The organism is Phenylobacterium aquaticum, assembly GCF_022695515.1.
Lineage (GTDB): Bacteria > Pseudomonadota > Alphaproteobacteria > Caulobacterales > Caulobacteraceae > Phenylobacterium > Phenylobacterium aquaticum.
In genome coordinates this window covers 121442-144943 of the sequence record NZ_JALDPT010000003.1, presented here as the reverse complement: position 1 = coordinate 144943, position 23502 = coordinate 121442, and the positions used below count along the sequence as shown (strand labels likewise).

At 69.8% G+C, this 23502-nt stretch carries 19 protein-coding genes, 1 tRNA gene and 1 pseudogene; 16 read left to right on the top strand and 5 right to left on the bottom strand.

Annotated features, from left to right (window positions below; translation table 11 throughout):
- Nucleotides 1-6: 6 nt before the first annotated feature.
- The 8 genes and pseudogenes from MQH10_RS03855 (at nt 7) to cobA (ending at nt 10766) form a co-directional block, all read left to right on the top strand.
- On the top strand, nt 7-1296 hold the full coding sequence (locus MQH10_RS03855) for a CmpA/NrtA family ABC transporter substrate-binding protein (protein ID WP_242562805.1): 1290 nt from the start codon (nt 7-9) through the stop codon (nt 1294-1296).
- Between the two features lie 8 nt (nt 1297-1304).
- Nucleotides 1305-2195, top strand: a complete 891-nt coding sequence (ntrB, locus tag MQH10_RS03850; protein WP_242562745.1) for a nitrate ABC transporter permease — start codon at nt 1305-1307, stop codon at nt 2193-2195.
- A gap of 12 nt (nt 2196-2207) precedes the next feature.
- Nucleotides 2208-2993 (top strand): ABC transporter ATP-binding protein, encoded by a 786-nt coding sequence (locus MQH10_RS03845; protein ID WP_242562744.1) that lies wholly within the window; start codon nt 2208-2210, stop codon nt 2991-2993.
- A 243-nt stretch (nt 2994-3236) separates the two neighbouring features.
- Nucleotides 3237-4466, top strand: a complete 1230-nt coding sequence (locus MQH10_RS03840) for a nitrate/nitrite transporter (protein WP_242562743.1) — start codon at nt 3237-3239, stop codon at nt 4464-4466.
- Nucleotides 4467-4481: 15 nt separating this feature from the next.
- Nucleotides 4482-6943: pseudogene (gene nirB, locus MQH10_RS03835) on the top strand (nitrite reductase large subunit NirB).
- Entirely contained in the window at nt 6940-7287 is a 348-nt protein-coding gene (gene nirD / locus MQH10_RS03830; RefSeq protein ID WP_242562742.1) for a nitrite reductase small subunit NirD, read from the top strand. The pseudogene nirB and the gene nirD overlap by 4 nt, the downstream one beginning before the upstream one ends.
- A 1-nt stretch (nt 7288) precedes the next feature.
- Nucleotides 7289-9982: a nitrate reductase gene (locus MQH10_RS03825; protein WP_242562741.1), complete on the top strand. Its 2694-nt coding sequence runs from the start codon at nt 7289-7291 to the stop codon at nt 9980-9982.
- Nucleotides 9969-10766: a uroporphyrinogen-III C-methyltransferase gene (gene cobA / locus MQH10_RS03820; protein ID WP_242562740.1), complete on the top strand. Its 798-nt coding sequence runs from the start codon at nt 9969-9971 to the stop codon at nt 10764-10766. The genes MQH10_RS03825 and cobA overlap by 14 nt, the downstream gene beginning before the upstream one ends.
- A gap of 469 nt (nt 10767-11235) precedes the next feature.
- Here cobA and MQH10_RS03815 read toward each other — a convergent pair.
- A tRNA-Ser gene (locus MQH10_RS03815) sits at nt 11236-11325 on the bottom strand.
- Nucleotides 11326-11448: 123 nt separating this feature from the next.
- Between MQH10_RS03815 and MQH10_RS03810 the strand changes: the two genes are divergently transcribed.
- From MQH10_RS03810 to MQH10_RS03790, 5 genes are read left to right on the top strand one after another with little or no spacing between them, the layout of a single operon-like run.
- Nucleotides 11449-12984, top strand: coding sequence for an exopolysaccharide biosynthesis polyprenyl glycosylphosphotransferase (locus MQH10_RS03810; RefSeq protein ID WP_272886696.1), 1536 nt, complete (start codon nt 11449-11451; stop codon nt 12982-12984).
- Between the two features lie 10 nt (nt 12985-12994).
- On the top strand, nt 12995-14440 hold the full coding sequence (gene hfsF / locus MQH10_RS03805; RefSeq protein WP_242562739.1) for a polysaccharide biosynthesis protein HfsF: 1446 nt from the start codon (nt 12995-12997) through the stop codon (nt 14438-14440).
- Nucleotides 14437-15306: a glycosyltransferase family 2 protein gene (locus MQH10_RS03800; protein ID WP_336605038.1), complete on the top strand. Its 870-nt coding sequence runs from the start codon at nt 14437-14439 to the stop codon at nt 15304-15306. The genes hfsF and MQH10_RS03800 overlap by 4 nt, the downstream gene beginning before the upstream one ends.
- A 58-nt stretch (nt 15307-15364) precedes the next feature.
- Entirely contained in the window at nt 15365-16147 is a 783-nt protein-coding gene (hfsH, locus tag MQH10_RS03795) for an oligosaccharide deacetylase HfsH (protein WP_242562738.1), read from the top strand.
- Complete coding sequence (locus tag MQH10_RS03790) at nt 16144-17187, top strand: sterol desaturase family protein (RefSeq protein WP_242562737.1); 1044 nt, start codon at nt 16144-16146, stop codon at nt 17185-17187. Before hfsH ends, MQH10_RS03790 begins: the two co-directional genes overlap by 4 nt.
- On the opposite strand, the gene MQH10_RS03785 is transcribed toward MQH10_RS03790, so the two are convergent.
- The 3 genes from MQH10_RS03785 to MQH10_RS03775 all read right to left on the bottom strand — a co-directional run bounded on the left by MQH10_RS03785 (nt 17177) and on the right by MQH10_RS03775 (nt 20611).
- Nucleotides 17177-18442, bottom strand: a complete 1266-nt coding sequence (locus tag MQH10_RS03785; RefSeq protein ID WP_242562736.1) for an O-antigen ligase family protein — start codon at nt 18440-18442, stop codon at nt 17177-17179. The two genes, MQH10_RS03790 and MQH10_RS03785, sit on opposite strands and share 11 nt — an antisense overlap.
- Nucleotides 18439-19140, bottom strand: coding sequence for a P-loop NTPase family protein (locus MQH10_RS03780; RefSeq protein ID WP_242562735.1), 702 nt, complete (start codon nt 19138-19140; stop codon nt 18439-18441). Before MQH10_RS03780 ends, MQH10_RS03785 begins: the two co-directional genes overlap by 4 nt.
- Nucleotides 19141-19231: 91 nt before the next feature.
- Complete coding sequence (locus MQH10_RS03775) at nt 19232-20611, bottom strand: GumC family protein (protein ID WP_242562804.1); 1380 nt, start codon at nt 20609-20611, stop codon at nt 19232-19234.
- Nucleotides 20612-20821: 210 nt separating this feature from the next.
- Between MQH10_RS03775 and MQH10_RS03770 the strand changes: the two genes are divergently transcribed.
- Nucleotides 20822-21625 (top strand): polysaccharide biosynthesis/export family protein, encoded by an 804-nt coding sequence (locus MQH10_RS03770; protein ID WP_242562734.1) that lies wholly within the window; start codon nt 20822-20824, stop codon nt 21623-21625.
- Between the two features lie 58 nt (nt 21626-21683).
- Here MQH10_RS03770 and MQH10_RS03765 read toward each other — a convergent pair whose 3' ends face one another.
- The gene (locus tag MQH10_RS03765) at nt 21684-21950 is read right to left on the bottom strand and encodes a sel1 repeat family protein (protein WP_242562733.1); all 267 of its coding nucleotides are present in this window, start codon (nt 21948-21950) and stop codon (nt 21684-21686) included.
- 315 nt (nt 21951-22265) lie between these two features.
- Between MQH10_RS03765 and MQH10_RS03760 the strand changes: the two genes are divergently transcribed.
- Both MQH10_RS03760 and MQH10_RS03755 read left to right on the top strand, forming a co-directional pair.
- Nucleotides 22266-22799 carry an RcnB family protein gene (locus tag MQH10_RS03760; RefSeq protein ID WP_242562732.1) on the top strand — a complete coding sequence of 178 codons (534 nt, stop codon included), beginning with the start codon at nt 22266-22268 and terminating at the stop codon, nt 22797-22799.
- A 127-nt stretch (nt 22800-22926) separates the two neighbouring features.
- Complete coding sequence (locus MQH10_RS03755) at nt 22927-23397, top strand: RcnB family protein (RefSeq protein WP_242562731.1); 471 nt, start codon at nt 22927-22929, stop codon at nt 23395-23397.
- Nucleotides 23398-23502: the final 105 nt, after the last annotated feature.

Sequence of the window (23502 nt, the reverse complement as noted above, 5' to 3'; positions counted from 1 at the left end):
GAACCCCTGATCATGACCACGTCATCGAACCCCACGGGCCTCACCCGCCGCCAGGCCCTGACGGCCGCCGCTGCGACCCTCGTCGCCGCCAAGGCCGCCTTTCCCTCCGGCGCCTTCGCCGCCGGTGCGGGCCCCGAGATCGCCAAGGCCCGGCTGGGCTTCATCGCGCTCACCGACTCCTCGCCCTTGATCATCGCCAAGGAGCGCGGCTTCTTCGCCAAGCACGGCCTGCCGGATCTTGAGGTGGTGAAGCAGGCCTCCTGGGCGGCGACCCGCGACAACCTGGTGCTGGGGTCTGGCGGCGGCGGCATCGACGGGGCGCATATCCTGTCGCCCATGCCCCTGCAGTTCACCCTGGGCGTCCAGACCGGCGGCCGGCCCCTGCCCATGTACATCCTCGCCCGGCTGAACCTGAACGGTCAGGCGATCTCGGTCGGCAATGATCTGAAGTCGGTCCAGGTCGGCCTCAACGCCGGCGGGGCCAAGGCCAAGTTCGCCCAGCTCAAGGCCGCCGGCAACATCGCCAAGGTGGCTATGACCTTCCGGGGCGGGACCCACGACCTGTGGGTCCGCTACTGGCTGGCGGCGGCCGGGATCAATCCCGAGACCGACCTGTCGACCATCGTCATCCCGCCACCCCAGATGGTCGCCAACCTCAAGGCCGGCACCCAGGACGCCTTCTGCGTCGGCGAGCCGTGGAACGGCCAGACCGTCAACCAGCACATCGGCTACACGGCCACCACCACCTCCGAGATCTGGATGAACCACCCGGAGAAGGCGCTCGGCATGCGGGCCGACTGGGTCGACAAATATCCCCGCGCCGCCGAGGCGATCACCGCCGCCGTCCTCGAGGCCCAGATGTGGTGCGACAAGATGGCCAACCGCCCGGCCATGTGCTCGATCGTCTCCGGCCGCCAGTACGTCAACGTGCCGATCGGCGACATCCTGCCCCGCCTGCAGGGCACGATCGACTATGGCGACGGCCGCAAGGTCGCCAATTCGCCGCACATCATGAAGTTCTGGGCCGACAACGCCAGCTTCCCCTTCAAGTCCCACGACCTGTGGTTCGCGACCGAGAACGTGCGGTGGGGCGTGATGCCCCAGAAGACCGACATCAAGGGCCTCGCCAACCGGGTGAACCGCTCCGACATCTGGCGCGCCGCCGCCAAGTCGATCGGCCAGTCCGGCCCGGCCAGCGACAGCCGCGGGCCTGAGAAGTTCTTCGACGGCAAGGTGTTCGATCCGGCCAATCCGGGCGCCTACCTCGCCGCCCAGCCCATCAAGAAACTCGTGTGAGGTCGCCGATGTCGGTTCCCAAGCCCAGCTTCACCCCCGCCGAGCCCCTCACCGCCGCCCTCGCCCCGCCCGAGCCCCAGGAGACCCGCGCGGGGCTCGCCGACGAGCTGGCGCGGCGGGCCACGGCGACCGCCACAGCGGTCCTGCCCCCGCTCCTCACCCTCGCCGCCCTGCTCGGGATCTGGCAGCTGGCGGCCTCCAGCCATCCGGGCGGCGTGCCCTCCCCGAGCGCCATTTGGCAGGACAGCCACGACCTGATCCTCGATCCGTTCTTCGACCATGGCGGCACGGACAAGGGGCTGTTCTGGCATGTGCTGACCAGCCTCAAGCGCGTCGGGATCGGCTTTTCCCTGTCGGCGATCTGCGGCGTCTCGCTGGGCGTGCTGATCGGGGCCAATCGCTGGGCCCACCGGGGGCTCGATCCGGTGTTCCAGGTCCTGCGCACCGTGCCGCCTCTGGCCTGGCTGCCGATCTCGCTGGCCATGTTCCAGCAGGCCCAACCCTCGGCCCTGTTCGTGATCTTCGTGACCTCGATCTGGCCGATCATCATCAACACCGCCGTCGGCGTGCGCAACGTGCCGGTCGACTATGTGAACGTGGCCCGGGTCCTGCGGCTCTCGCCGATCGAGTACTTCTTCAAGATCCTGCTGCCGGCGACCACGCCCTACATCTTCACCGGCCTGCGCATCGGGGTGGGCATGAGCTGGCTGGCCATCGTCGCCTCCGAGATGCTGCTCGGCGGCGTCGGCGTCGGCTTCTTCATCTGGGACCAGTACAACGCCTCCCGCATCTCCGACATCGTCGTGGCGCTCGCCTGGGTCGGCCTGACCGGCTTCGCCCTCGACCGCCTGGTGGCCCTCGCGGGCCGGCTGATCTCCCGCGGCGACGCGGCGAGCTGAAGGACGCACCCCATGCCCAAAGCCTATCTCTCCATCGAAGGTCTCGGCGTCACCTTCTCCAAGGGCGCTCAGCGCTCCGAGGTGCTGCGCGACATCAACCTCCAGGTCGAGCGCGGCGAGTTCGTCTCGCTGATCGGCCACTCCGGCTGCGGCAAGTCCACGCTTCTGAACGTGGTCGCCGGCCTGATCCCGGCCACCACCGGCGGGGTGATCCTCGACGGCCAGGAGGTGGACCAGCCCGGGCCCGACCGCGCCGTGGTCTTCCAGAACCACTCCCTCCTGCCCTGGCTGTCGGTGCGCGAAAACGTCGACCTCGCGGTCAACAAGGTGTTCGGCTCGGCCAAGTCGGCGGCCGAGCGGCGCGACTGGACCCTGCACAATCTGGAGCTCGTCCAGATGACCCACGCGCTCAACAAGCGCCCGGCCGAGATCTCCGGCGGCATGAAGCAGAGGGTCGGCATCGCCCGGGCGCTCGCCATGCAGCCCAAGGTCCTGCTGCTCGACGAACCCTTCGGGGCGCTCGACGCCCTGACCCGCGCCCGGCTGCAGGACACGGTCATGCAGATCCAGTCGACGCTGAAGAACACCGTCCTGATGATCACCCACGATGTGGACGAGGCGACCCTGCTCTCCGACCGGATCGTGATGATGACCAACGGCCCCCGCGCCTCGATTGGCCAGGTGCTGGAGGTGTCGCTGGCCCGCCCCCGCGACCGCCTGGCCGTGGCCGAGAACCCCGCCTACATCCGCGGCCGCGCCGCGGTGATCGAGTTCCTCTACGCCCGTCAGGCCGCCTGACGCCGCGCCCCCGGTCAGGGAGGCGCCCATGTTTCGGGCGCCTCCCTGCCTCTCCGCTGCACAATTGTGCGGCGCCGCATTGAACCACCCCAAGCGCCCGCTCCCCCGGCTGACTCTCGCCCAGGGCAGGCGCATCAAGGCCCCAGGCCCACGGACAACGAAGTTCGCGGCTGATCGAGACGACCGCTCGGATGCGGTCACCCCACCGGCGCTGACGCCGCTCTCGTTCATCCCGAGGTTTCCATGTTGAACCGTTCGTTCCTGAAGGCGGGCCACACCCCCACCCTCTTCGCGGCCTTCCTCTATTTCGACGTCAGCTTCATGGTCTGGGTGCTGCTCGGACCCTTGGGCGTCGCGATCGCCAAGGACTTCCATCTCGATCCCGCCCAGAAGGGCTTCATGGTCGCCGTGCCGGTCCTGGCCGGCGCCCTGCTGCGCCTGGTCGCCGGCGTCATGGTCGACCGCATCGGCCCCAAGCGCACCGGCCTGATCGGCCAGGCCGTCGTGCTCACCGGCCTCTCCGCCGCCTGGTTCCTGGGCGTCCACAATTACAGCCAGGTGCTGATCCTGGGCATGCTGCTGGGCGTGGCCGGCGCCTCCTTCGCCGTCGCCCTGCCGCTGGCCTCACGCTGGTATCCCCAGGAGCACCAGGGCCTGGCGCTGGGCATCGCCGGCGCCGGCAATTCCGGCACGGCTCTGGCCGCCCTGTTCGCCCCGGTCCTGGCCAAGTCCTTCGGCTGGGGCAATGTCATCGGCCTGGCGACCATTCCGCTGGCCGTCGCCTTCCTGGTCTATCTGGCCTTCGCCAAGGACGCCCCCGAGCAGCCCGCGCCCAAGCGCCTGGGCGAATATCTCGACGTGCTCAAGGTTCCGGACGCCTGGTGGCTGATGCTGCTCTATGGCGTGACCTTCGGCGGCTTCGTCGGCCTGTCCTCCTCGCTGACCATCTATTTCAACTCGGAATACAGGCTCGATCCCGTCGTCGCCGGCGTCTTCACCGCGGGCTGCGTCTTCGCCGGCTCCTTCGTCCGCCCGGTCGGCGGCGCTGTCGCCGACCGCTTCGGCGGGGTGCGCACCCTGATCGTGGTCTATGGCCTGGCCGCTCTGGGCCTCACCCTCGCCAGCTTCCAGATGCCCAGCCCCTATCTGGCGCTGGCCATCCTGCTCTTCAGCATGATGGCGCTCGGCGCCGGCAATGGCGCGGTGTTCCAGCTCGCCCCCCAGAGATTCCGCAAGGAGATCGGGGTGATGACCGGCCTGATCGGCATGACCGGCGGGATCGGCGGCTTCTATCTGGCCTCCACCCTCGGCCTCGCCAAGCAGCTGACCGGCACCTACCAGCTGGGCTTCCTCGGCTTCGCGGGCCTCGCCCTCTTCGCCCTGGTCGCCCTGGCCGGTCTGAAGAACAAGTGGCGCGCGGTCTGGCCGACCCTCGCCCCCGCCGACGGCGACGCCGTCCCGGTTCGCGTCTGAAGCGGAGCCAGCATCATGACCGCTTCCCGCGAACGCCTTGTCGTCATCGGCAATGGCATGGCCGGCTGCCGCGCCGTCGAGGACATCCTCAAGCGCGACCCCGACCGTTACGAGATCACCATCTTCGGGGCCGAGCCCCGGGTGAACTACAACCGCATCATGCTCTCGCCGGTGCTCGCCGGAGAGAAGAGCTTCGACGACATCGTCATCAATGACGCTGCCTGGTACGCCGAGCACGGCATCACCCTGCACGCCGGCCGCGCCGTCACCGCGATCAATCGCGAGCTCAAGGTGGTGGAGGCCGAGGGCGGCCTGTCGGTCGGCTACGACAAGCTGATCCTCGCCACCGGCTCGGACCCGGTCCGCCTGCCCCTGCCCGGCGCCGACCTGAAGGGCGTCGTCACCTTCCGCGATCTCGACGATGTCGACCAGATGGTCGCCGCCGCCGACGCGGGCGGCGCGGCGGTGGTCATCGGCGGAGGCCTGCTAGGTCTGGAGGCCGCCTATGGCCTTGCCCGCAGGGGCATGAAGGCCACGGTCGTCCACCTGATGGACGTGCTGATGGAGCGCCAGCTCGACAGCGCCGCCGGCTTCCTGCTCACCGAGGCCCTGGCCGAACGCGGGGTGGAGACCGTGCTCTCGGCCCAGTCCGAGGCGATCCTCGGCGAGGACGGCCGGGTCACCGGCCTCAAGCTCCAGGACGGCCGTATCCTGCCCTGCTCGATCCTGGTCATGGCCGTGGGCATCCGCCCCAATACGGCGCTCGCCAAGGCCTGCGGCCTGCCGGTCGGGCGCGGCGTCATGGTCGACGACCAGATGCGCACCGGCGACGCCGACATCTGGGCCGTAGGCGAATGCGCCGAGCACCGGGGCGTCGCCTATGGCCTGGTCGCGCCCATCTGGGACATGTGCCGGACGCTGGCGGCCGCGATCACCGGCGACGACGCGGCGGCCTATGAGGGCTCGCTGCTCTCCACCCGGCTCAAGGTTTCCGGCGTCGACGTGTTCTCGGCCGGCGCCTTCGCCGGCGGCGAGGGCTGCGAGGACATCGTGTTCCGCGACGCCGGCCGAGGCGTTTACAAGCGGGTGGTGCTGCAGGATGGCAAGGTCGCCGGCGCGGTGCTGTTCGGCGACGCCGCCGACGGCGGCTGGTACTTCGACCTCATGCGTCAGGGGGCCGATGTCCGCGACATCCGCGAGACCCTGATCTTCGGCCAGGCGATCACGGAGGGTCTGTCGGGCCTGGACCCTAGTGCGGCCGTTGCGGCCATGTCCGACGACCAGGAGGTCTGCGGCTGCAACGGCGTGTGCAAGGGCCAGATCACCACGGCGATCACCAGCCAGGGCCTCACCACCCTGGACGCCGTGCGCGGCGTCACCAAGGCCTCGGCCTCCTGCGGCTCCTGCACGCCGCTGGTGGAGAAGCTTCTCAAGCTGACCCTCGGCGACGACTTCCAGGCCCAGACCGGCCCCGCGCCCATGTGCAAATGCACCCACCACACCCATGACCTGGTCCGCCAGGCCATCCTCGCCCAGGAGCTCAAGTCCATCCCCGCGGTGATGCAGGCCATGGAATGGACGACGCCGGAGGGCTGCGCCTCATGCCGCCCGGCGCTCAACTACTACCTCGTCTGCGCCTGGCCCGGCGAATACCAGGACGACAAGCAGTCGCGCTTCATCAATGAGCGGGTCCACGCCAACATCCAGAAGGACGGCACCTATTCCGTCGTGCCGCGGATGTGGGGCGGCATGACCACGCCCGACGAGCTGCGCGCCATCGCCGACGTCGCCGACAAGTTCTCCATCCCGGCGGTCAAGGTCACCGGCGGTCAGCGCATCGACCTGCTGGGCGTCAAGAAGGACGACCTGCCCGCCGTCTGGGCCGATCTCAACGCCGCCGGCATGGTCTCCGGCCACGCCTACGCCAAGGGCCTGCGCACGGTGAAGACCTGCGTCGGCTCCGACTGGTGCCGGTTCGGAACCCAGGACTCCACCGGCCTCGGCATGCGGCTGGAGAAGTTCATGTGGGGCTCCTGGACCCCCGCCAAGGTCAAGCTGGGCGTCTCCGGCTGTCCCAGGAACTGCGCCGAGGCGACCTGCAAGGACGTGGGCGTGATCTGCGTGGACTCTGGCTACGAGATCCATGTCGCGGCGCCGCCGGCCTGCACATCCGCGGGACCGAGGTCCTGACCCGGGTGGCCAGCGAGGACGAGGCGGTCTGGACCATCTGCGCCCTCGTCCAGCTCTATCGCGAGCAGGGCTGGTACCTGGAGCGGATCTACAAGTGGATGGACCGGGTGGGGCTGGACTCCATCAAGGCGGTCATCGCCGACGAGGCCGAGCGCCGCGCCCTCTATGACCGGTTCTCCTACTCCCAGCGCTTCGCCCGCATCGACCCCTGGGCCGAACGCGTCGCCGGCCGCCACGCCGAGGAATTCAACCCGCTCAGCCGCCGCCTGGAGTTCACCCCCGCATGAACGCGCTCGTGAAGGAACCCGCCGTGATCTGGACCGATGTCGGCGCGGTCACCGACATCCCCCGCCGGGGCGCCCGCCGCGTGCCCAGCCCGCGCGGCGACATCGCCGTCTTCCGCACCGGCGACGGCCAGGTCTTCGCCCTGATGGACGCCTGCCCGCACAAGGGCGGCCCGCTCAGCCAGGGCATCGTCCACGGCGCGGCGGTCACCTGCCCCCTGCACGGGCGGGTCATCGATCTCGCCACCGGCGAGGCCACCGGGGTCGACCGGGGAACCGGCTGCGCCCCGGTCGTGCCGCTCGAGGTCCGCGACGGCCGCCTGTTCCTGGGCCTGGTCGGGGGCTGAGATGGCGGACGGCGCCCTCATCCCGTCGGTCGCCACCGCCTGCCCCTATTGCGGGGTGGGCTGCGGCGTCGCGGGTCGGGTGATCGAGGGTCGCACCCTGGCGGTGAGTGGCGACACCCGCCATCCGGCCAACCAGGGCCGCCTCTGCTCCAAGGGCCTGGCGCTCGGGGCCACGGTGGGGCTGGAGGGCCGCCTGCTGGTCCCGATGATCGGCGACCGCGAGGTCCCCTGGCGCGAGGCCACCGCCCTGGTCGCCCGCCGCTTCGCCCAGACCATCGCCCGGCACGGGCCCGACTCCGTCGCCTTCTACGTCTCAGGCCAGCTGCTGACCGAGGACTATTACGCCGCCAACAAGCTGATGAAGGGCTTTATCGGCTCAGGCAATATCGACACCAATTCAAGGCTTTGCATGGCGTCTGCTGTGGCCGCGCATAAGCAGGCCTTCGGCGCCGACCTGGTGCCCGGCTGCTATGAGGATCTCGACCTCGCCGATCTGGTGGTGTTCTCCGGCCATAACGCCGCCTGGACCCATCCGGTGCTGTTCCGCCGCATGGAGGCCGCCCGCGCCCGCGGCCAGCGCCATGTGGTCATCGACCCGCGCCGCACCGACACCGCCCAGGTCGCCGACCTGCACCTGGCGCTCGCCCCCCAGACCGACGTGCGGCTGTGGAACGGCCTGCTCGCCGACCTGATCCGCCGCGGCGCCATCGACCGCGACTACATCGCCGAGCATGTCGGCGGCTTCGCCCAGGTCGAGGCGGCGCTGTCGGAGGCCGACCAGTCCCCCGCCACCGTCGCCGCCGACTGCGACGTCCCGCTCGCCGACCTCACCCAATTTTTCGACCTGTTCGCGGCCACGCCCAGGACGGTCAGCCTGTTCTCCATGGGGGCCAACCAGTCGGCCCAGGGCGTGGCCAAGGGCCTCGCCATCCTCAACGCCCACCTGGCCACCGGGCGGATCGGCAAGCCGGGCGCCTGCCCCTTCTCGATCACCGGCCAGCCCAACGCCATGGGCGGGCGCGAGACCGGCGGCATGGCCAATACCCTGGCCGGCCACATGGACTTCGCCCCCGCCGACCGCGACCGGGTCGCGCGCTTCTGGGGGGCGCCGGACACCGCCCGCAAACCCGGCCTCAAGGCCGTGGAGATGTTCGACGCCATCGGCGAAGGCCGGATCAAGGCCGTCTGGATCATGGCCACCAATCCGGCGGTCAGCCTGCCCGACGCCAGCGGCGTGCGCGACGCCCTGGCCGCCTGCCCCTTCGTGGTGGTCTCCGACTGCATGGCCGAGACCGACACCATGGCCTTCGCCCATGTGAAGCTGCCCGCCCTGGCCTGGGGCGAGAAGGACGGCACGGTCACCAATTCCGAGCGCCGCATCAGCCGCCAGCGCGCCCTGTTCCCCCCGCCGGGCGAGGCCCGTCCGGACTGGCGGATCATCGCCGACGTCGCCGCCGCCATGGGTCACGCCGACGGCTTCTCCTGGCCCAGCCAGGACAGCGTGTTCCGCGAATGGGCGCGCCTGACCGCCTTCGACAATCCGGGCCCGGACGCCGGCGGCCGGACCCTGAACCTCGCGGGGTTGGTCGGGATCAATCGCGAGGCCTATGACGCCCTTGCCCCCATCCAATGGCCCGTGACGGCCGATGGATCGGGCACGCCGCGTCTGTTTACGGACGGACGCTTCCAGAGCCCCGACGGCCGCGCCGCCATGGTCCCCGTGCGCCCCAAGGGGCCGGCCGCGCCCTGCGACGCCGCCTATCCCCTGTCGCTCAACACCGGCCGCATCCGCGACCAGTGGCATACCCTCACCCGCACCGGCCTCGCCCCCGACCTCTGGCGCCATGCGCCCGAAGCCTTTGTCGAAATCCACCCGCGGGACGCCGCGGCCGCCGGGGTGGCCGAGGGCGCGCTGGCCCGCATCCAGACCGCCCAGGGCGAGGCGGTGGCCATCGCCCGCCTGACCGATCGCCAAAGGCCAGGCGGCATCTTCATGCCCATGCACTGGACCGACGCCTATGCGCCGTCCGGCCGCGCCAATCCGCTGATCGCCCGCCATGTCGACCCGACCTCCGGCCAGCCGGAGTTCAAGCACACCCCCGCCCGCATCCGCGCCTATCGCGAGACCTGGCAGGGCTTCCTGATCGCCCGCGCGCCGGTGGCCGCCCCGCCTGGATCGGACATCATCTGGCGGCGCATCCCCCAGACCGCCTGCGCGCTCTATGAATTCGCCGGCCGCGGCGACGGCGACGAGCGGGAGACCCTGCGCCGCCGGCTCGGCGAGGCCGAGGGCGAGGTCGTGACCTATGAGGATCCGGCCACTGGCGCGCGCCGCCAGGCCTGGATCCGCGACGGCCGGCTGGAGCGCGTGCTGTTCGTCACCACCGGCAAGGCCCTGCCGCCCAGGGACTGGCTGGTGGAGCTGTTTGAGGCTGAGACCCTGCCGGCCGAGGCCCGCGCCACCCTGCTGTTCGGTCGCCCGCCAGGGCCGGTGGTCGACAAGGGTGCGATGGTCTGCGCCTGCCTCAAGGTCGGAACCCACGCCATCGACGCCGCCGCCCGGGCCGGCGCGGCCACGGTCGAGGCGATCGGCGCCGCCACCGGGGCCGGGACCAATTGCGGCTCCTGCCGCCCCGAGATCGCCCGACGTCTGCAAGCCCTCCATACCCCCCAGGTGACCCATGGCGCCCCATGATCCCCCGACCGGTCGCGTCCAGCTGGTGGGCGCCGGCCCCGGCCCCGCCGACCTGCTCACGGTGCGCGCCCTGCGCGCGGTCCAGGGCGCCCAGGCCCTGCTCTATGACGCCCTGATCGCCGCCGAGGTCCTCGACCTCGCCCCGCCCGGGTGCATCCGCATCCAGACCGGCAAGCGGGCTGGTCGGGCCAGCATGAAGCAGCAGACCATCAACCGTCTGATGTTGCGCCTGGCGCGTCGCGGCCTGAAGGTCGTACGGCTGAAGGGCGGCGACCCGTCCGTCTTCGGCCGCGTCGGCGAGGAGCGCGCCTTTCTCAACGCCCACGGGGTGGAGACCGAGATCGTGCCCGGCGTCACCGCCGCCAGCGCGGCCGCGGCGCAGTTCGGCTTCCCGCTCACCCACCGCGACGCCGCCCGGCGCCTGCTGATCGCCACCGCCACCGTCTCGAGCGGCGACCTGACCGAGGGCGGCTGGGCCGGCGCCGCCGCCGATCCGGAGACCACGCTGGCCCTCTATATGGGCCGCGACCAGGTCGACGCCGCCGCCGACCGCCTGATCCGCCACGGCCGCGCCCCCGCCACCCCGGCCATCGCCATCGAAAACGCCGGCTATCCCCACGCCAAGGCCTACCCGACCACCCTGGCCCGCCTCGCCTCCACCCTGGCCGCCGCCGCCCCCACCGGCCCCGTCATCCTCCTCATCGGCAAGGTCTGCGCCCAGGCGACCCTACCGGCGGCTGACGCGGCGCCCCACGCCGCGCCCACCATGGCGGTGGCCCGGTAGGGCGAAGGAGACGTTCAGGCCGTCCGAAACTGCGTCGGGATGAGCGAAATTATCCCCGACCGCCCCGCCGCCGCGGCCCGTTCGTGGGGTTCGTGGGGTTCGTGGTCGAACTCTTGCTGACGCGCCGAGACCGGAGCCGAACGGCCCTGCGCCTGACGCGCAAGGCACACCAACCCCCCACCTCAAAAATTAAAATATCCTACTAAATCAATATCTTAAATTGACTCAACGTCACACCAAAACCCCTCGTCCATGTTGACGTCAAACAGGGCAAGTCGATTCAGGTCGGCGATATCAGACCCTCGGGGTTACAATCCCCAAGGTCCTTCTCATCGTTGACGCAAGACCTCCGCCGCCTCCGCGCACGGATGGGAATTCGGGAGCCGGCTGACCGCCGGGGCCTCCACGCGGCCCTGCTTCGCGGCAGGCTCTAGCTCAAATCCTGCGAAGCGCATTGCGCGAAGCAGGATGGCGGTGACGCAGGGATTCGAACCCTGGATACGCTTTCACGTATGACGATTTAGCAAACCGTTGCCTTCAGCCACTCGGCCACGTCACCTTTAGGGCGGGGACGGATAGCCGTTTCGAGCGGCCCTGGCAATCACGTCCGCGACCGTTAACCGGACGATCAGACGCCTGCGGCATATTGCCGGCCTCAAGGCCTTATGCAGCAAGCCATTTCATGTCCGTGATCGCCCCGCCCCCGACCGCCCCCGACGCCACCAAGATGGCGGCGGACGCGATCGCCGCCTCAGTGGCGCGGACCTCTGGCCCCCGCGCGGCCGGCGCGGACCGCCGCGGTCCCCTTCGCCCGGGCCATCTGATTCCCACCCGCAAGCGCCTGCCCGGCCATCGGATCGCCTGGATGTTCCAGGCGGGCGACGGTCTGGCCCTGGCTCTCTTGAGCTATGCCTTCCTGGACGCCCATCGCGCGGTGAACCCGGCCTTCGCCGTGATCGCCACCCTGAGCGTCCTGATCGCCCTCTCCCTGGGCAAGGCCTATGAGTTCAGCGCCCGCCAGCCCCTGGCCGTCCAGCTGGGCCGCGCGGCCGCGGCTGGCCTCGCCGGCCTGGCCGGAGCGAGCGCCATCCTGGCCCTCCTGTCGTCCTGGCCCGCCATCGCGCCGGTGCTGACGGTCTGGGGGCCGATGGCCCTGACCGCCCTGGTGACGCTGCATGCGGCCTGGTGGCTCGCCGTCCGCCGCTGGCGGCGCAGCGGCCGGCTGACCCCCAACATCGTCGTGGTCGGCGCCACCCGCGCCGCCGAACGCCTGATCTTCGCCAGCCTGAAGAGCCGCGAGGTCAACATCATCGGGGTGTTCGACGACCGCGCCGACCGGGCGCCCAAGACCCTCTATGGCGTGCCGGTGCTGGGCGACACCGACACCATGATGAACCATCGGGTCATGCCCTATGTGGACCGGGTGGTGATCACCGTGCCCGCCAAGGCCCAGGACCGGGTGAGCCAGCTGATCGAGCGGCTGCGCGTGCTGCCCAATGAGATCACCCTGCTGCTGGACGGGGAGGCGCCTGAGGTCGAGGCCGCCGCCATCAGCCGCATCGCCGATGTGCCCCTGGCCCGGATCTCCGGCCCGCCGGTCAACGAGGCCCGCGCCCTGGCCAAGCGGGCCCAGGACTTGGTCATCGGATCCCTGGCCCTGGTGGTCTCCGCCCCGGTGATGGCCATCGTGGCTCTGGCCATCAAGCTCGACAGCCCCGGCCCCGCCCTGTTCCGCCAGCGCCGCCACGGCTTCAACAACGAAGAGATCGTGGTCTGGAAATTCCGCTCCATGCGGGTGGAGCAGCCCGGCGCCCAGGCCAGCCAGGTTCGCCAGGTCCAGTGCGGCGACGACCGGGTCACCCGGATCGGCCGCTTCATCCGCAAGACCTCGCTGGACGAGCTGCCCCAGATCTTCAACGTCCTGACCGGCGAGATGTCCCTGGTCGGCCCCCGCCCCCATCCCGTGGGCCTGATGACCGGCGAGGTGGAGAGCGCCCGCCTGGTGCACGAATACGCCCACCGCCACCGCATGAAGCCCGGCATGACCGGCTGGGCGGCCATCCACGGCTCGCGCGGTCCGGTCGATACGCCCGAGCTGGTCCAGCGCCGCGTGGCCCTCGACGTGGAGTACATCGAACGCCAGTCGTTCTGGCTCGACCTCTACATCATCGCCATGACCATTCCCTGTCTCCTCGGGGACAGCGAGAACGTCCGCTAGGAGCCGCGACATGTTCTGGCGCGGCGTCCTCGGCTATCTGCCGGCCAATGTGATCCAGGGGGTGGTGGGCCTGCTCACCATCGTCACCTTCACCCGGCTGCTGACCCCGGCCCAGTTCGGCGACTACGCTCTGGGCTTCTCGGTGATGAGCCTGATCCACACGGCCGTCTTCGTCTGGAACGAGGCGGCCATGGCCAGGTTCTGGGCCGGGTCCGCGGAGCGCCGCGACAGCGCCGACCACTCGGCCGCCGTCTATGGCGCCTGGCTTGTGCTGTTGGCCGCCCTGCCGCTCGCCGCTCTCGTCGCCTGGCTCTGGCCCCTGCAGCCCGGCCTCAAGGTCGCGGTGCTGGCGGGGATCGCGGCCACGGCGCCCCGCACCCTGATCAAGCTGGCCCAGGAACGCCGCCGGGCCGGGGGCCAGGTCGGTCCCTCGGCCCTGATCGACATGGGCCAGACGCTTGGCGGCTTCGCCCTGGGCGCCGGCTTCGCCCTGGCCGGTTTCGGGGGCGCATCGCCCCTGATCGGCGCGGGCCTGGCGGCGCTCGCCTGCCTGCCCTTCGTCCTGCCCGCCGACGGCCGGCTGGCGATCAGCGGCCGCCTGGGCCTGGCCCGGGTGCGCGAGCACGCCGCCTACGGCCTGCCCGTGGCCCTGTCCCTGATCCTGGCCCTGGTGCTCGCCACCACCGACCGCTTCCTGCTGGCCCGCTTCCTCGATGAGGCCTCGGTCGGCGTCTATCACGCGGGCTACAGCCTCGCGAACCGCACCCTCGACGTGGTGTTCATCTGGCTGGGCGCCGCCGGCGGGCCGGCCCTGATCATGGCCCTGGAGCGTGGCGGCCGCGACGCGCTGAAGGCCGCGGCCCGGGAACAGGCGCAGGTGATGGTGCTGCTGACCCTGCCCGCCGCCGTGGGCCTGGCCCTGGTCGCCGCTCCCCTGGCCCAGCTGATGATCGGCCCCGCGCTCAGCGCCGGCGCCGCCCACGTCACCCCCTGGATCGCCCTGAGCGGCCTGCTGGGCGGCCTGACCACCTATTATTTCCACCAGGCCTTCACCCTGTCGCGCCGCACCGGCCTGCTGCTGGTCGCCATGACCGCGCCGGCCCTGGCGAACCTGGTTCTGAACCTGATCCTGATCCCGCGCTTCGGCCTCGACGGCGCCCTGTGGGCGACCCCGGCGAGCTACGCCCTGGGCCTCGCCGCCTCGGCCCTGCTGGGCGGCCGAAGCCTGCCCCTGCCCATTCCGTGGCGCACGGTCGCCGAGGCCGTCGGCGCCAGCCTGGCCATGGCGCTGGCCGTCGCCAGCGTCCCCGCCTGTGGCGGCCTGCCGGAACTGATCCTCAAGGCGGGCCTCGGCGCCCTGGTCTATGGCGCGGTCATCGCCCTGGTCGACGCCGGCGCCCTGCGCAGCCGGGCCCAGGCCATGCTCGGCGCGCGACTCGCCCGGAGCGCCGCATGAGCGAGATCCTGTTCGACAATGCGCTCTGGCGCGACGGGTGCCCGCGCCTGTCCATCCTGACCCCGTTCAAGGGCGACGATCCTACGCCGCTCCTCGCCGCCCTGGGCCGCGAGGCGCTCGCCCCCGGCGCCCAGGCCGAGCTGCTGATCCTCGATGACGGCTCCCGCGACCCTGCCCTGGCCGCGCGGGTAGAGGCCGCCGTCGCCGCCCTGCCCCTGCCGGCCCGCTTCATCCGGCTCGACGCCAATGAGGGCCGCTCCAAGGGCCGCAACCGCCTGGTCAGCCAGGCGCGCGGCGAGTGGCTGCTGTTCCTGGACAGCGACATGCTGCCCGACCGCCCCGACTTCATCTCGGCCTGGCTGACCCTGATCGACCAGGACCAGCCCGCCGTGGCCTTCGGCGGTTTCTCCCTCGACCAGGCGCCGGCCAGCCCCGACAACGCCCTGCACCGGGCCATCGCCGACGGCAGCGACTGCCAGCCGGCCGCCGTCCGCGCACGCATGCCGGAGAAGATCTTCACCTCCAACCTCCTGGTCCGGCGCGACGTCTTCGCCGCCGAGTCCTTCGACGAGGACTTCCAGGGCTGGGGTTGGGAGGACGTGGAATGGGGCATGCGGGTCGCCGCCCGCTGGCCGATCCTGCACGTGGACAATACCGCCACCCACCTGGGCCTGGACACCGCCGAGACCCTGACCGCCAAGTACGAGCAGTCGATCGGGAATTTCCTGAAGATCACCGCCCGCCATCCCGACCTCATGGCCCGCTATGGCAGCCTGAAGGTCGCCAAGCTCCTGCGGCGCGCGCCCTGCTCCAGCGCTTGCGGCCCCTGCTCAAGGCCTATGTCCTGGCCAAGGCTCCGCCGGTGAAGACCCGGGCCTTCGCGCTTCGGCTCTATCGCGCCGCCCTCTATGCGGAGGCCATGGGATGACCGGCTACGAAGGCGCCTATTCCGCTGACCGCTCGATCGCGGGCAAGCTCCGCCGTCGCCTCGTCCGACTGGCGCACAAGCGCCCCCTTGCGACCGTGCCCCAGGCGCCGATGGTCTCCTTCACCTTCGACGACGCGCCCCTGTCGGCGACCGTCGCCGGCGCCGCCCTGCTCGAGACCCGAGGCCTGGCCGGCACCTATTATGTTTCGGCGGGCCTGGCGGGACAGGCCGCGCCCATGGGCCCCTGCGCCGAGAAGGTCGACTATCAGCGCCTCGCCCGCGCCGGCCATGAGATCGCCTGCCACACCTATTCCCACCTCGACTGCGGCCGCGCCAAACCGGCCGAGGCCTGGGAAGACACCGCCCGCAACGCCCGCGCCCTGGCCGACTGGGGGATCTTCGAGGTCGAGAACTTCGCCTATCCCTATGGCGAGATCGCCTCGGGCCCCAAGCAGGCCCTCGCCAAGCGATACGATACGCTGCGCGCCCTGCACCACGGGGTGATCACCCAGGGAACCGACCTCAACCAACTGCCCGCCGTCGGGATCGAAGGCCCGGACGGCGAGGCCGTGGCCCGCCGCTGGCTGGCCGAGGCCAAGGCCGGCAAGGCCTGGCTGATCCTCTACACCCACGACGTCCGCCCCGATCCCTCCCCCTGGGGCTGCACGCCCGAGGTGCTGGCCCGGCTGATCGACGCGGCGACCCATGACGGGTTCCAGGTGGTCACCGTGCGCGAAGCCATGCGCCGCCTGCAGCCGGCCGCGAGCCTCGCCGCATGAGCCTGACCTCGACCGCCTTGCCGGACACCGCGCCGCGGCCCTTCGGGCTTGATCGACTGATGATCGTCCTGGGGCTGTTCGCCTATGCCGGCCTGCTCGGGATCGCCTGGTGGGGCCTGTCACGCCTGCTGCCGGACCAGCTGACTTTTCAGGTGTTCGGCCGCACGATCTCCGTGGGCCACGTCCATGACCGGCTCCTCGGCGAGGCGATGCTGCTCCTGGCGATCCTGCCCTTCGCGCTGTGGCTGGAATGCCTCGTGGTCGGTTGGGCGCAGAGCTCCGCCCGCCGGATGTTGTTTGCGCCCACCCGCTCGATCAGGACCGACATGGCCCTGCTGGTCCTGGCCCAGGGCCATGTCCTGGACCTCGCTGGCCGGGTGATGATGCTGGGCGCCTCGATGCTCTCGGGGGGCTGGATGCGGGACCGCATCGTGGCGGCCACCGGCTTCGCCGTGGATCCGAGCGGCCTGCCCCTGCCGGTCCAGATCGTGATCTATTTCTACGTCTACACCTTCTTCGACTACTGGACCCATCGCCTGGACCACAGCCGTTGGTTCTGGCCCCTGCACCGCTATCATCACTCGGCCGAGGACTTCTGCGTCGCCACCTCGGCGCGCCAGCATCCCGCCGCCTTCACCGTGATCTTCATGATCAACCTGCCCCTGGCGATCCTGGGCGCCCCGCCGGCGGTGATGATCTATGTGAACGTGATCGCCACCACGGTGGGCTTCCTGATCCATTCCCAGATGGCGTCGGACTGGGGCTGGGTCGGCCGCTGGATCATCCAGTCGCCCCTGCACCACCGCCTGCACCACAAGCTCGACATGACCGAGCCGACCGGACATTTCGCCATGGCGCCCATCTGGGACCGGCTGTTCGGCACCTGGCGCGGCACGGCCGATCCGTCGCTCGCGATCGGTGTCGACACCCCCTATCGGCACGGCTTCTGGGTGGCGCCGGACCTGGCGCGCGACTACTGGCATTTCTGGACCGGCCACCACGCCCGCAGGCTGGCGCGCGAAGAGGCCGCTAGGTCCTGACCTCCCGGTCGGGCCAGCACAGCTTGACCGACAGGGCGACAAAGATCACCCAGCGGAAATCGTTATAGGTCACCGCCACGCTCTCGGTCAGCGAGGTCAGGGCGTAGATCACCAGGAACGGCAGGGCCAGATAGGCGCCGGGCGTGCGGAACGCCGCCACCACCCCCATGACCATGGTCTGCAGGAAATAGAAGGCCCAGGACGCCAGGCCGAACACGCCCAGGCCCAGCCACTGCTCAATCCAGGAGTTGTGCGAGTGGTGCGGCCGCCAGTGGGCCTCCTTGACGATCTTGGCCAGCGGGGCCCAGGGGTCGGTGTCGTCCCAGACGGCGGCGTAGCCGTAGCCTGTCCAGGGTCGGAGCTCGATCTGGCGAATCGCGGCTGTCCAGACCTCAGTCCGGCCCGTCAGGGTCGCGTCCTTGCCGAGCGCCTTGAACAAGATGTCGGAGGCGAACAGGGCGACGCTCGCCACCAGGCCGATCCCCAGCACCGCGAGCCAGACGGTCGCCACCCCGATCGCCGGGCTGCGGCGGACCAGGGCCACGAAGATCAGGGTCCCGAACCCCATGACCAGCGCGACCAAGGAGGTCTTGGAGGTCGAGAGCAGAACCAGCAGCAGGCACAGGGCCGCGAAGCTCCACCACAGCCTGGCGCGATGCGGGTTGAGCATGGCGGTCCCGGCCAGGATGGCGAAGCCCAGGGCCATGATCCCGCCCAGGATGTTTTTCTCCGGCCACACCCCGCGCCAGGCGCCGGGGAACAGCTCGTGCATGATCCCGATCGAGGGAAAGGCGATGGGCACGACGAAGGCGATCACGGCCAGGGTCGCAAACGCCGTCGCCAGCACCTCGGCCAGGTCGGCCCAGCGATAGCGGGAGCCGAGCACCACCCCGCCCAAGGTCGTCGCATAGATCGCCACCACCCGGCGCAGGGTCTGATCCGGCGACACCGACCAGGTGATCGAGGCGCCGACGATGAGCATCAGCAGGATCAGGAACGGCTGGCGCAAGGTCGCCCAGAATGCGCTCGCCGGGGCCAGGACCGCCAGGAACAGGGCCATGCCGTAGGCGGGAAAGAACAGGGCGCGGACCAGGCTGTCCGCCGCTGCGTCCTCGTTGTCGCCCAGCAGGGGGAAGACCCAGGCCTGGCTGAAGATCAGCACGATCCCGACGGCGCAGCCGAAGACCAGCAGGCGGAAGGCCGTGACATGGTCGGCCGGTTCCGGCCGGGTCATGACCCAGGTCTGCTGGGTCACGGCATGATGGCCTTGAGGAAACGCGGCTGCTCCACCGTCACCCGGTTGACGAACAGGCCGGCCACATTACCGCCGGCGCCGGTGATGGCGTCACGCAGCTGGGCCGGTGCCCGGACGTCCGCCTCGTCGGCGGCGACCACCATGACTGTCTGGTCCATGAAGGAGGCCACGCTGAGCGCGGCCTGGGAGCGATCGGGCGACGGCGCATCGACCACGATCAGGTCGGCGTATTTGCGCAAGGCCGTCCAATAGTCGCCGGTCGGCAGGATATGGACCGCCTGGCGGCCGCGCAGGGCCTCGCGCCGGAAGCGGGTGACCCACCAGCGCGCCTCGCCCACCCGATGGGCAGCGAGATATCGGCTGTCCGGGAACGGCGTCCCGTCCGCGACCCGCGCCTGGGGCTGGACGGTGAAGAACATCGAGCCGTCGGGACTGGCGGCCGCCGCCTCCCCCAGACCGCCGTAACGATCGCTTTCCTCGCGCAGGGCCTCGTACTGCGGCGAACCCAACAGATCGAGATCGACCAGCCAGACCGAGCGGCCGGCGCGACGGGCGGCGAAGAAGGCCAGCTCCCGGGCGACGGTCGAGGCGCCCTCCCCCCGGCGCGCGGAGACGATCTGGACCACGCGCGCGCGGCCAGCCGCCGGCGCGCCCAGCGACGCCCAGAGCTCGGCCATCTCGGCGTTCAGATCCACCATCTCTCGAATCGCCGCGCACATAAGGCGCTCAAGCTACTGCAAACTGCTCTCAGGCGAACCGGAGCCCTTCGTCGCGACCGATGTAAAGCCACTACTGTATTTTGAAGGGCGCGGCGCCGAGCACCGGGAGGTCGAGGGTGCGCGACGCTGACTGCGCGGTGGGCAGGCCCGGCCGCAGGAACATCCGCAGGAGACCGGCGCAAACCGCGGTGAAGGCGGCGAACAGCAGGGCCAGGACCATCACCGGCTTCTTCAGGCTCTTGCCCTTGGAGGGCGGGGTCGCGCGGCTGACGATGCGGATGTTGTCATTGGTCCGCGCCGCGATCTCCTGGGCCGCCCGGCTCTGCTCTTCCTTGACGGTGTAGTCGCGGACATTGGCCTGCAGGACGTCGCGGTCGAGGCTCAGCTCCTGGAACTGGGGCTCCAGCTCGGCCAGCTTCAGCCGGCGCTGGGTCAGCTGGTCGACCTGCTCGGCCAGGGCGGCGTCGGCTTGCTTGAGGGCGGCGACCTCCGCGGTCAGCTGGATCTTCTCGGTCTGCAGGGTCTGGTAGACCGGATTGACACCGATCCGACGGGCGCCGTCCGCATGGGTGCGGCCGGCGGCCATGCCGGCCTCCAGCTGGGCGATCTGGGCGTCGAGTTCCTGCACCGGGCGGGCGTCGTTGCGATAGCGCGACAGGAGGTCCTCGCGCTGCACCTTCAGGCTGGCCAGCTTGTCGGAGGCGGCGCTGGAGATGTCGCGATAGAGCCCGACTTCCTGGGAGACCCCGTTCAGCTGGGCGTCGAGCGCCGCGAGCCGGCCGATGCGATCGCGCAGCTGGGCCGCGTTCTGGTACTTCTGGGTCTCGATCTGGGCCTGGAGCTGGCCCAGCGAGGCCTTCTCGGCCACGAAGTCGCCGATGCGGTTGTTGTTGAGGAAGTCCTCATAGGCCCGATCGGCCTCGGCCAGGCGCGCCTCGAAGGCGGTGCGCTGTTGCTCCAGCGCCGGCGAGGTCGGATCGGTCAGCACCGTGCGCCGGTAGATCAGATACTCCTCGAGCAGGGTGTTCAGCACCAGGGCCGCGGTCTGCGGATCCTCGCTGGTGAAGCTGATCCGGATGATCGGCGTGCCCGGCGCGGTCTCGATCTTGGTGTTGGTCTCCATGGCGTGGATCGCCTGGCCGATGATCAGCTTCTTCGCCGCCGGCGACGCCGAGGCGTACTTGGTCGCAAGCTCGGGATAAATCCGCGCCAGGCCCAGCCGGTCGATGACCTTCTGCTTCAGGGCGGCCGATCCCAGGATCTCGGTCTCGGACTGGATCAGCTGGTCGGAATCCGGCACGGCCCCCCGCGCCGCATCCCCCGCCCGCGGCTCATAGACATATTCCTGGCCCAGCCGGACGAGCACGCTGGAATTGGCCGGATAGCTGGTCTTCATGGTGAGCGCCGCGCCCAGGCCCAGCACGGCGATCACGGCGAAGATCACGATCATCAACAGGCGCTCGCGCCACAGGAGGGTCGCGAAGTCCGAGACAGCATAGCGCGGTCGCGCGGCCCAATCGGTCCGCGGCGGCGTGTCGTGCGGCCTTAATGTCCAAGCGCCTGGCGCCGCCATACGAATCCGACCGTTCTAGCCCTTACTGGCCCACGGTCGCCGGGGAGCATTAATGTTCCATTACCCATTCTCCTTAACCTTTAGGCCATGACCCCGGCCCCCAAGCACGCCCTGGCCCTGATCGCCCTCTCAGGCCTGATCCTGAGCGGCTGCGCGGCGCCGCGCCTGGCCCTGCCCCATGTCGCCATGCCGCATGTGGCCTTGCCCAATGTCGATCTCCTGGGACGCCGCGACGAGCCCGCGCCGAAGCGCGACCGCAACGCCGATTTCGGCGACATCCCCTATTCGACCTGGAGCGACTACGACCCGCCCTACCGGTTCTATCCCGGCGACGAGATCGAAATCTCCCTGCCCTCGGCGCCGGAGCTGAACAAGACGGTGACGGTGCAGCCGGACGGGCGGATCTCCATGCCGCTGATTCCGGCGATCATGGCGGCGGACCGGACGATTCCCGAGCTGCAGGCGAGCCTGTCCGACGCCTATGCGGCGCAGCTCCTTCGGCCTTACGTGGACGTCACGCCCAAGGCCGCGCCGCTCAAGGTGTTTGTCGGCGGCGAGGTCGGAACGCCTGGCGTCTATGACATGATCGGCGACGGCGACGCCCTGCGCGCCGTGATCCAGGCCGGCGGCTTCAAGCCGTCCGCCAATCTGAAGGAGGTCATCCTCCTGCGTCGCGGGCCGGACGGGCGCGGCATGATGCGCACCATCAACCTCGGCAAGGGCTTGAAGTCCCCGAGCGCCGACCTGGCGCCCCTGCGCCGGTTCGACATCGTCTATGTGCCGCGGAGCGGCGTGGCCAATGCGGGCCTGTTCGTCCAACAATACTTCCGCGACCTGTCGCCTGTGCAATTCGGCTTCAGCTACGCGGTCGGCTCAACGACCACCAAATAACCGCGACGCCCCCGCAAAGCCGCGGGCTGGCGTCCAGAAGGATCTCGCCGCGCGAGGATCAGCCGTGGGCCAACCACTCGCGCGCCTGGCGCTGGGCCTCGGCGACCTCGTCGGAGGCCATCTCCTGGCTCAGTTCCTTGCGGTAGACCTTGGCTTCGACCGAACCGCGCATCGCGGCCAGATTGAACAGCATGTGGGCCGAGACATAGTCCAGCGGCGCGCCGCCTTGGCCGGTCGAGTAGAGCAGCCCCATCCGGAAGAGTTCGTCACCGGTCGCGTCCGGCTTGGGCAGGGGCAGACCTTCCGATTCCACGCTCGAAAGCATGATGTCGTATCCTTATGTGTGGCCCCGAAACCCGTTCTGGGTAACGCTTCAGACCAGCTACGACCTCAGAGAAGTCTATAGGCGCTGAACATATAGTTAAACGCTGAGGACGCGATGTTAGGTCGCACTTACACGAAGAATTCACGTCAGTTACTGGCCGGAAACCTCCATCGCCGGGTGGTTAACGCCAATGGGGGGAAAAGCGCTACCGTGGCAGGCGAGCACGCCTGACAGGGGCCTCTGGATTGAGTTAATCGTGGAAATGCGCCCTCAGGCTGTGGCCCAGGCGTGTTCTGTGCGCTCGGTGGGGACCCCATGAAACTGCAAAATATTTTCGCCGCGACCGTTTCGGCGGCGACCTTCCTGGCCCTGGCGGGCGTCGCGCAAGCGCAATCGATCGATCTGCGGACCGGTTACTATGCGCCGCGCGAAGCGTATGGGGCCGACCCCTGCGCCTGCGGGACCGCGTCCGCTCAGGACGAACGCTGGGCCTATTATGAGCAGCACAGCAGCAACGGCGGCTACGCCCCGCCCCCGCAATATGCGCCGCCGCCGGCCTATGCCGGCCCCCAGTACTACGCGCCGAACGCGCCCTATTATCCGCCGGCGCCGGCCGCCGGCCCGAGCAACTACTATCCGAGCTATTATGACCAGTATACGCCGGGTCAAAGTACTTGGCGGCCCGAGACCCTGCTTCCGCCGAACCTGCGCGGATACCGGATCAGCGGCTATATCAAGGGCCTGCCGCGTCCGAAGAACGGCTTCGCCTGGTACCACATCGGCAACGACTACGTGCTGGCCTCCACCGAGACCGGCGCGATCGTCACCATCATGAACTTCCCGAACTGATCCGGCGCTCCCGGTCCGCGCCACGCATCGCGGACCGGGAGGCTGACAGTCTTGTTCAGGCTGAGTTCAGGCTGGCCGGTCGATCCTGCGCCTACGAGGGGTGATGGATTGACTTGAGGAGAGGCCGATGAAGCGCCTGATCTTGACCCTGGCCGCCGCCGCGGCCGTCGCCGGCCCTATGGCCGCCGCCACCGCCGCCCATGCGGACCCTTGGGATCGACACGAGGATCGCTGGGACCGGCGGGATGATCGCCGCGACGACCGTCGCGACAATCGCTGGGACCGGCATGAAGACCGCTGGGAGCACCGCGACGATCGCTGGGACGCCGGCCGTCACAACGGCTACTACTACAACAACCGCTGGTCCTACGGCCCGCCGCCGCAGGCCTATTACGGCAATCCCTATTACCGCCCGGGCTATGTGGCCTGGCGTCGCGGCGGCGTCCTGCCGCCGTCCTATCGCGGCTACTGGGTCGACGACTATTACCGCTACCACCTGCGCCCGCCGCCCCGCGGCTATCGCTGGTACCGGGTCGGCGACGACTACCTGCTGGCGGCGATCACCACGGGTCTGATCTTCGAGATCATCAACAACTAGGATCGCCCGTCCTGGAAGACACAAGGCCCCGGAGCCCAGCTTCGGGGCCTTTTCATGCGCGCTCGCGCCGGCCTGGAGGTCGGATCGTGCGCATGATACCACCTG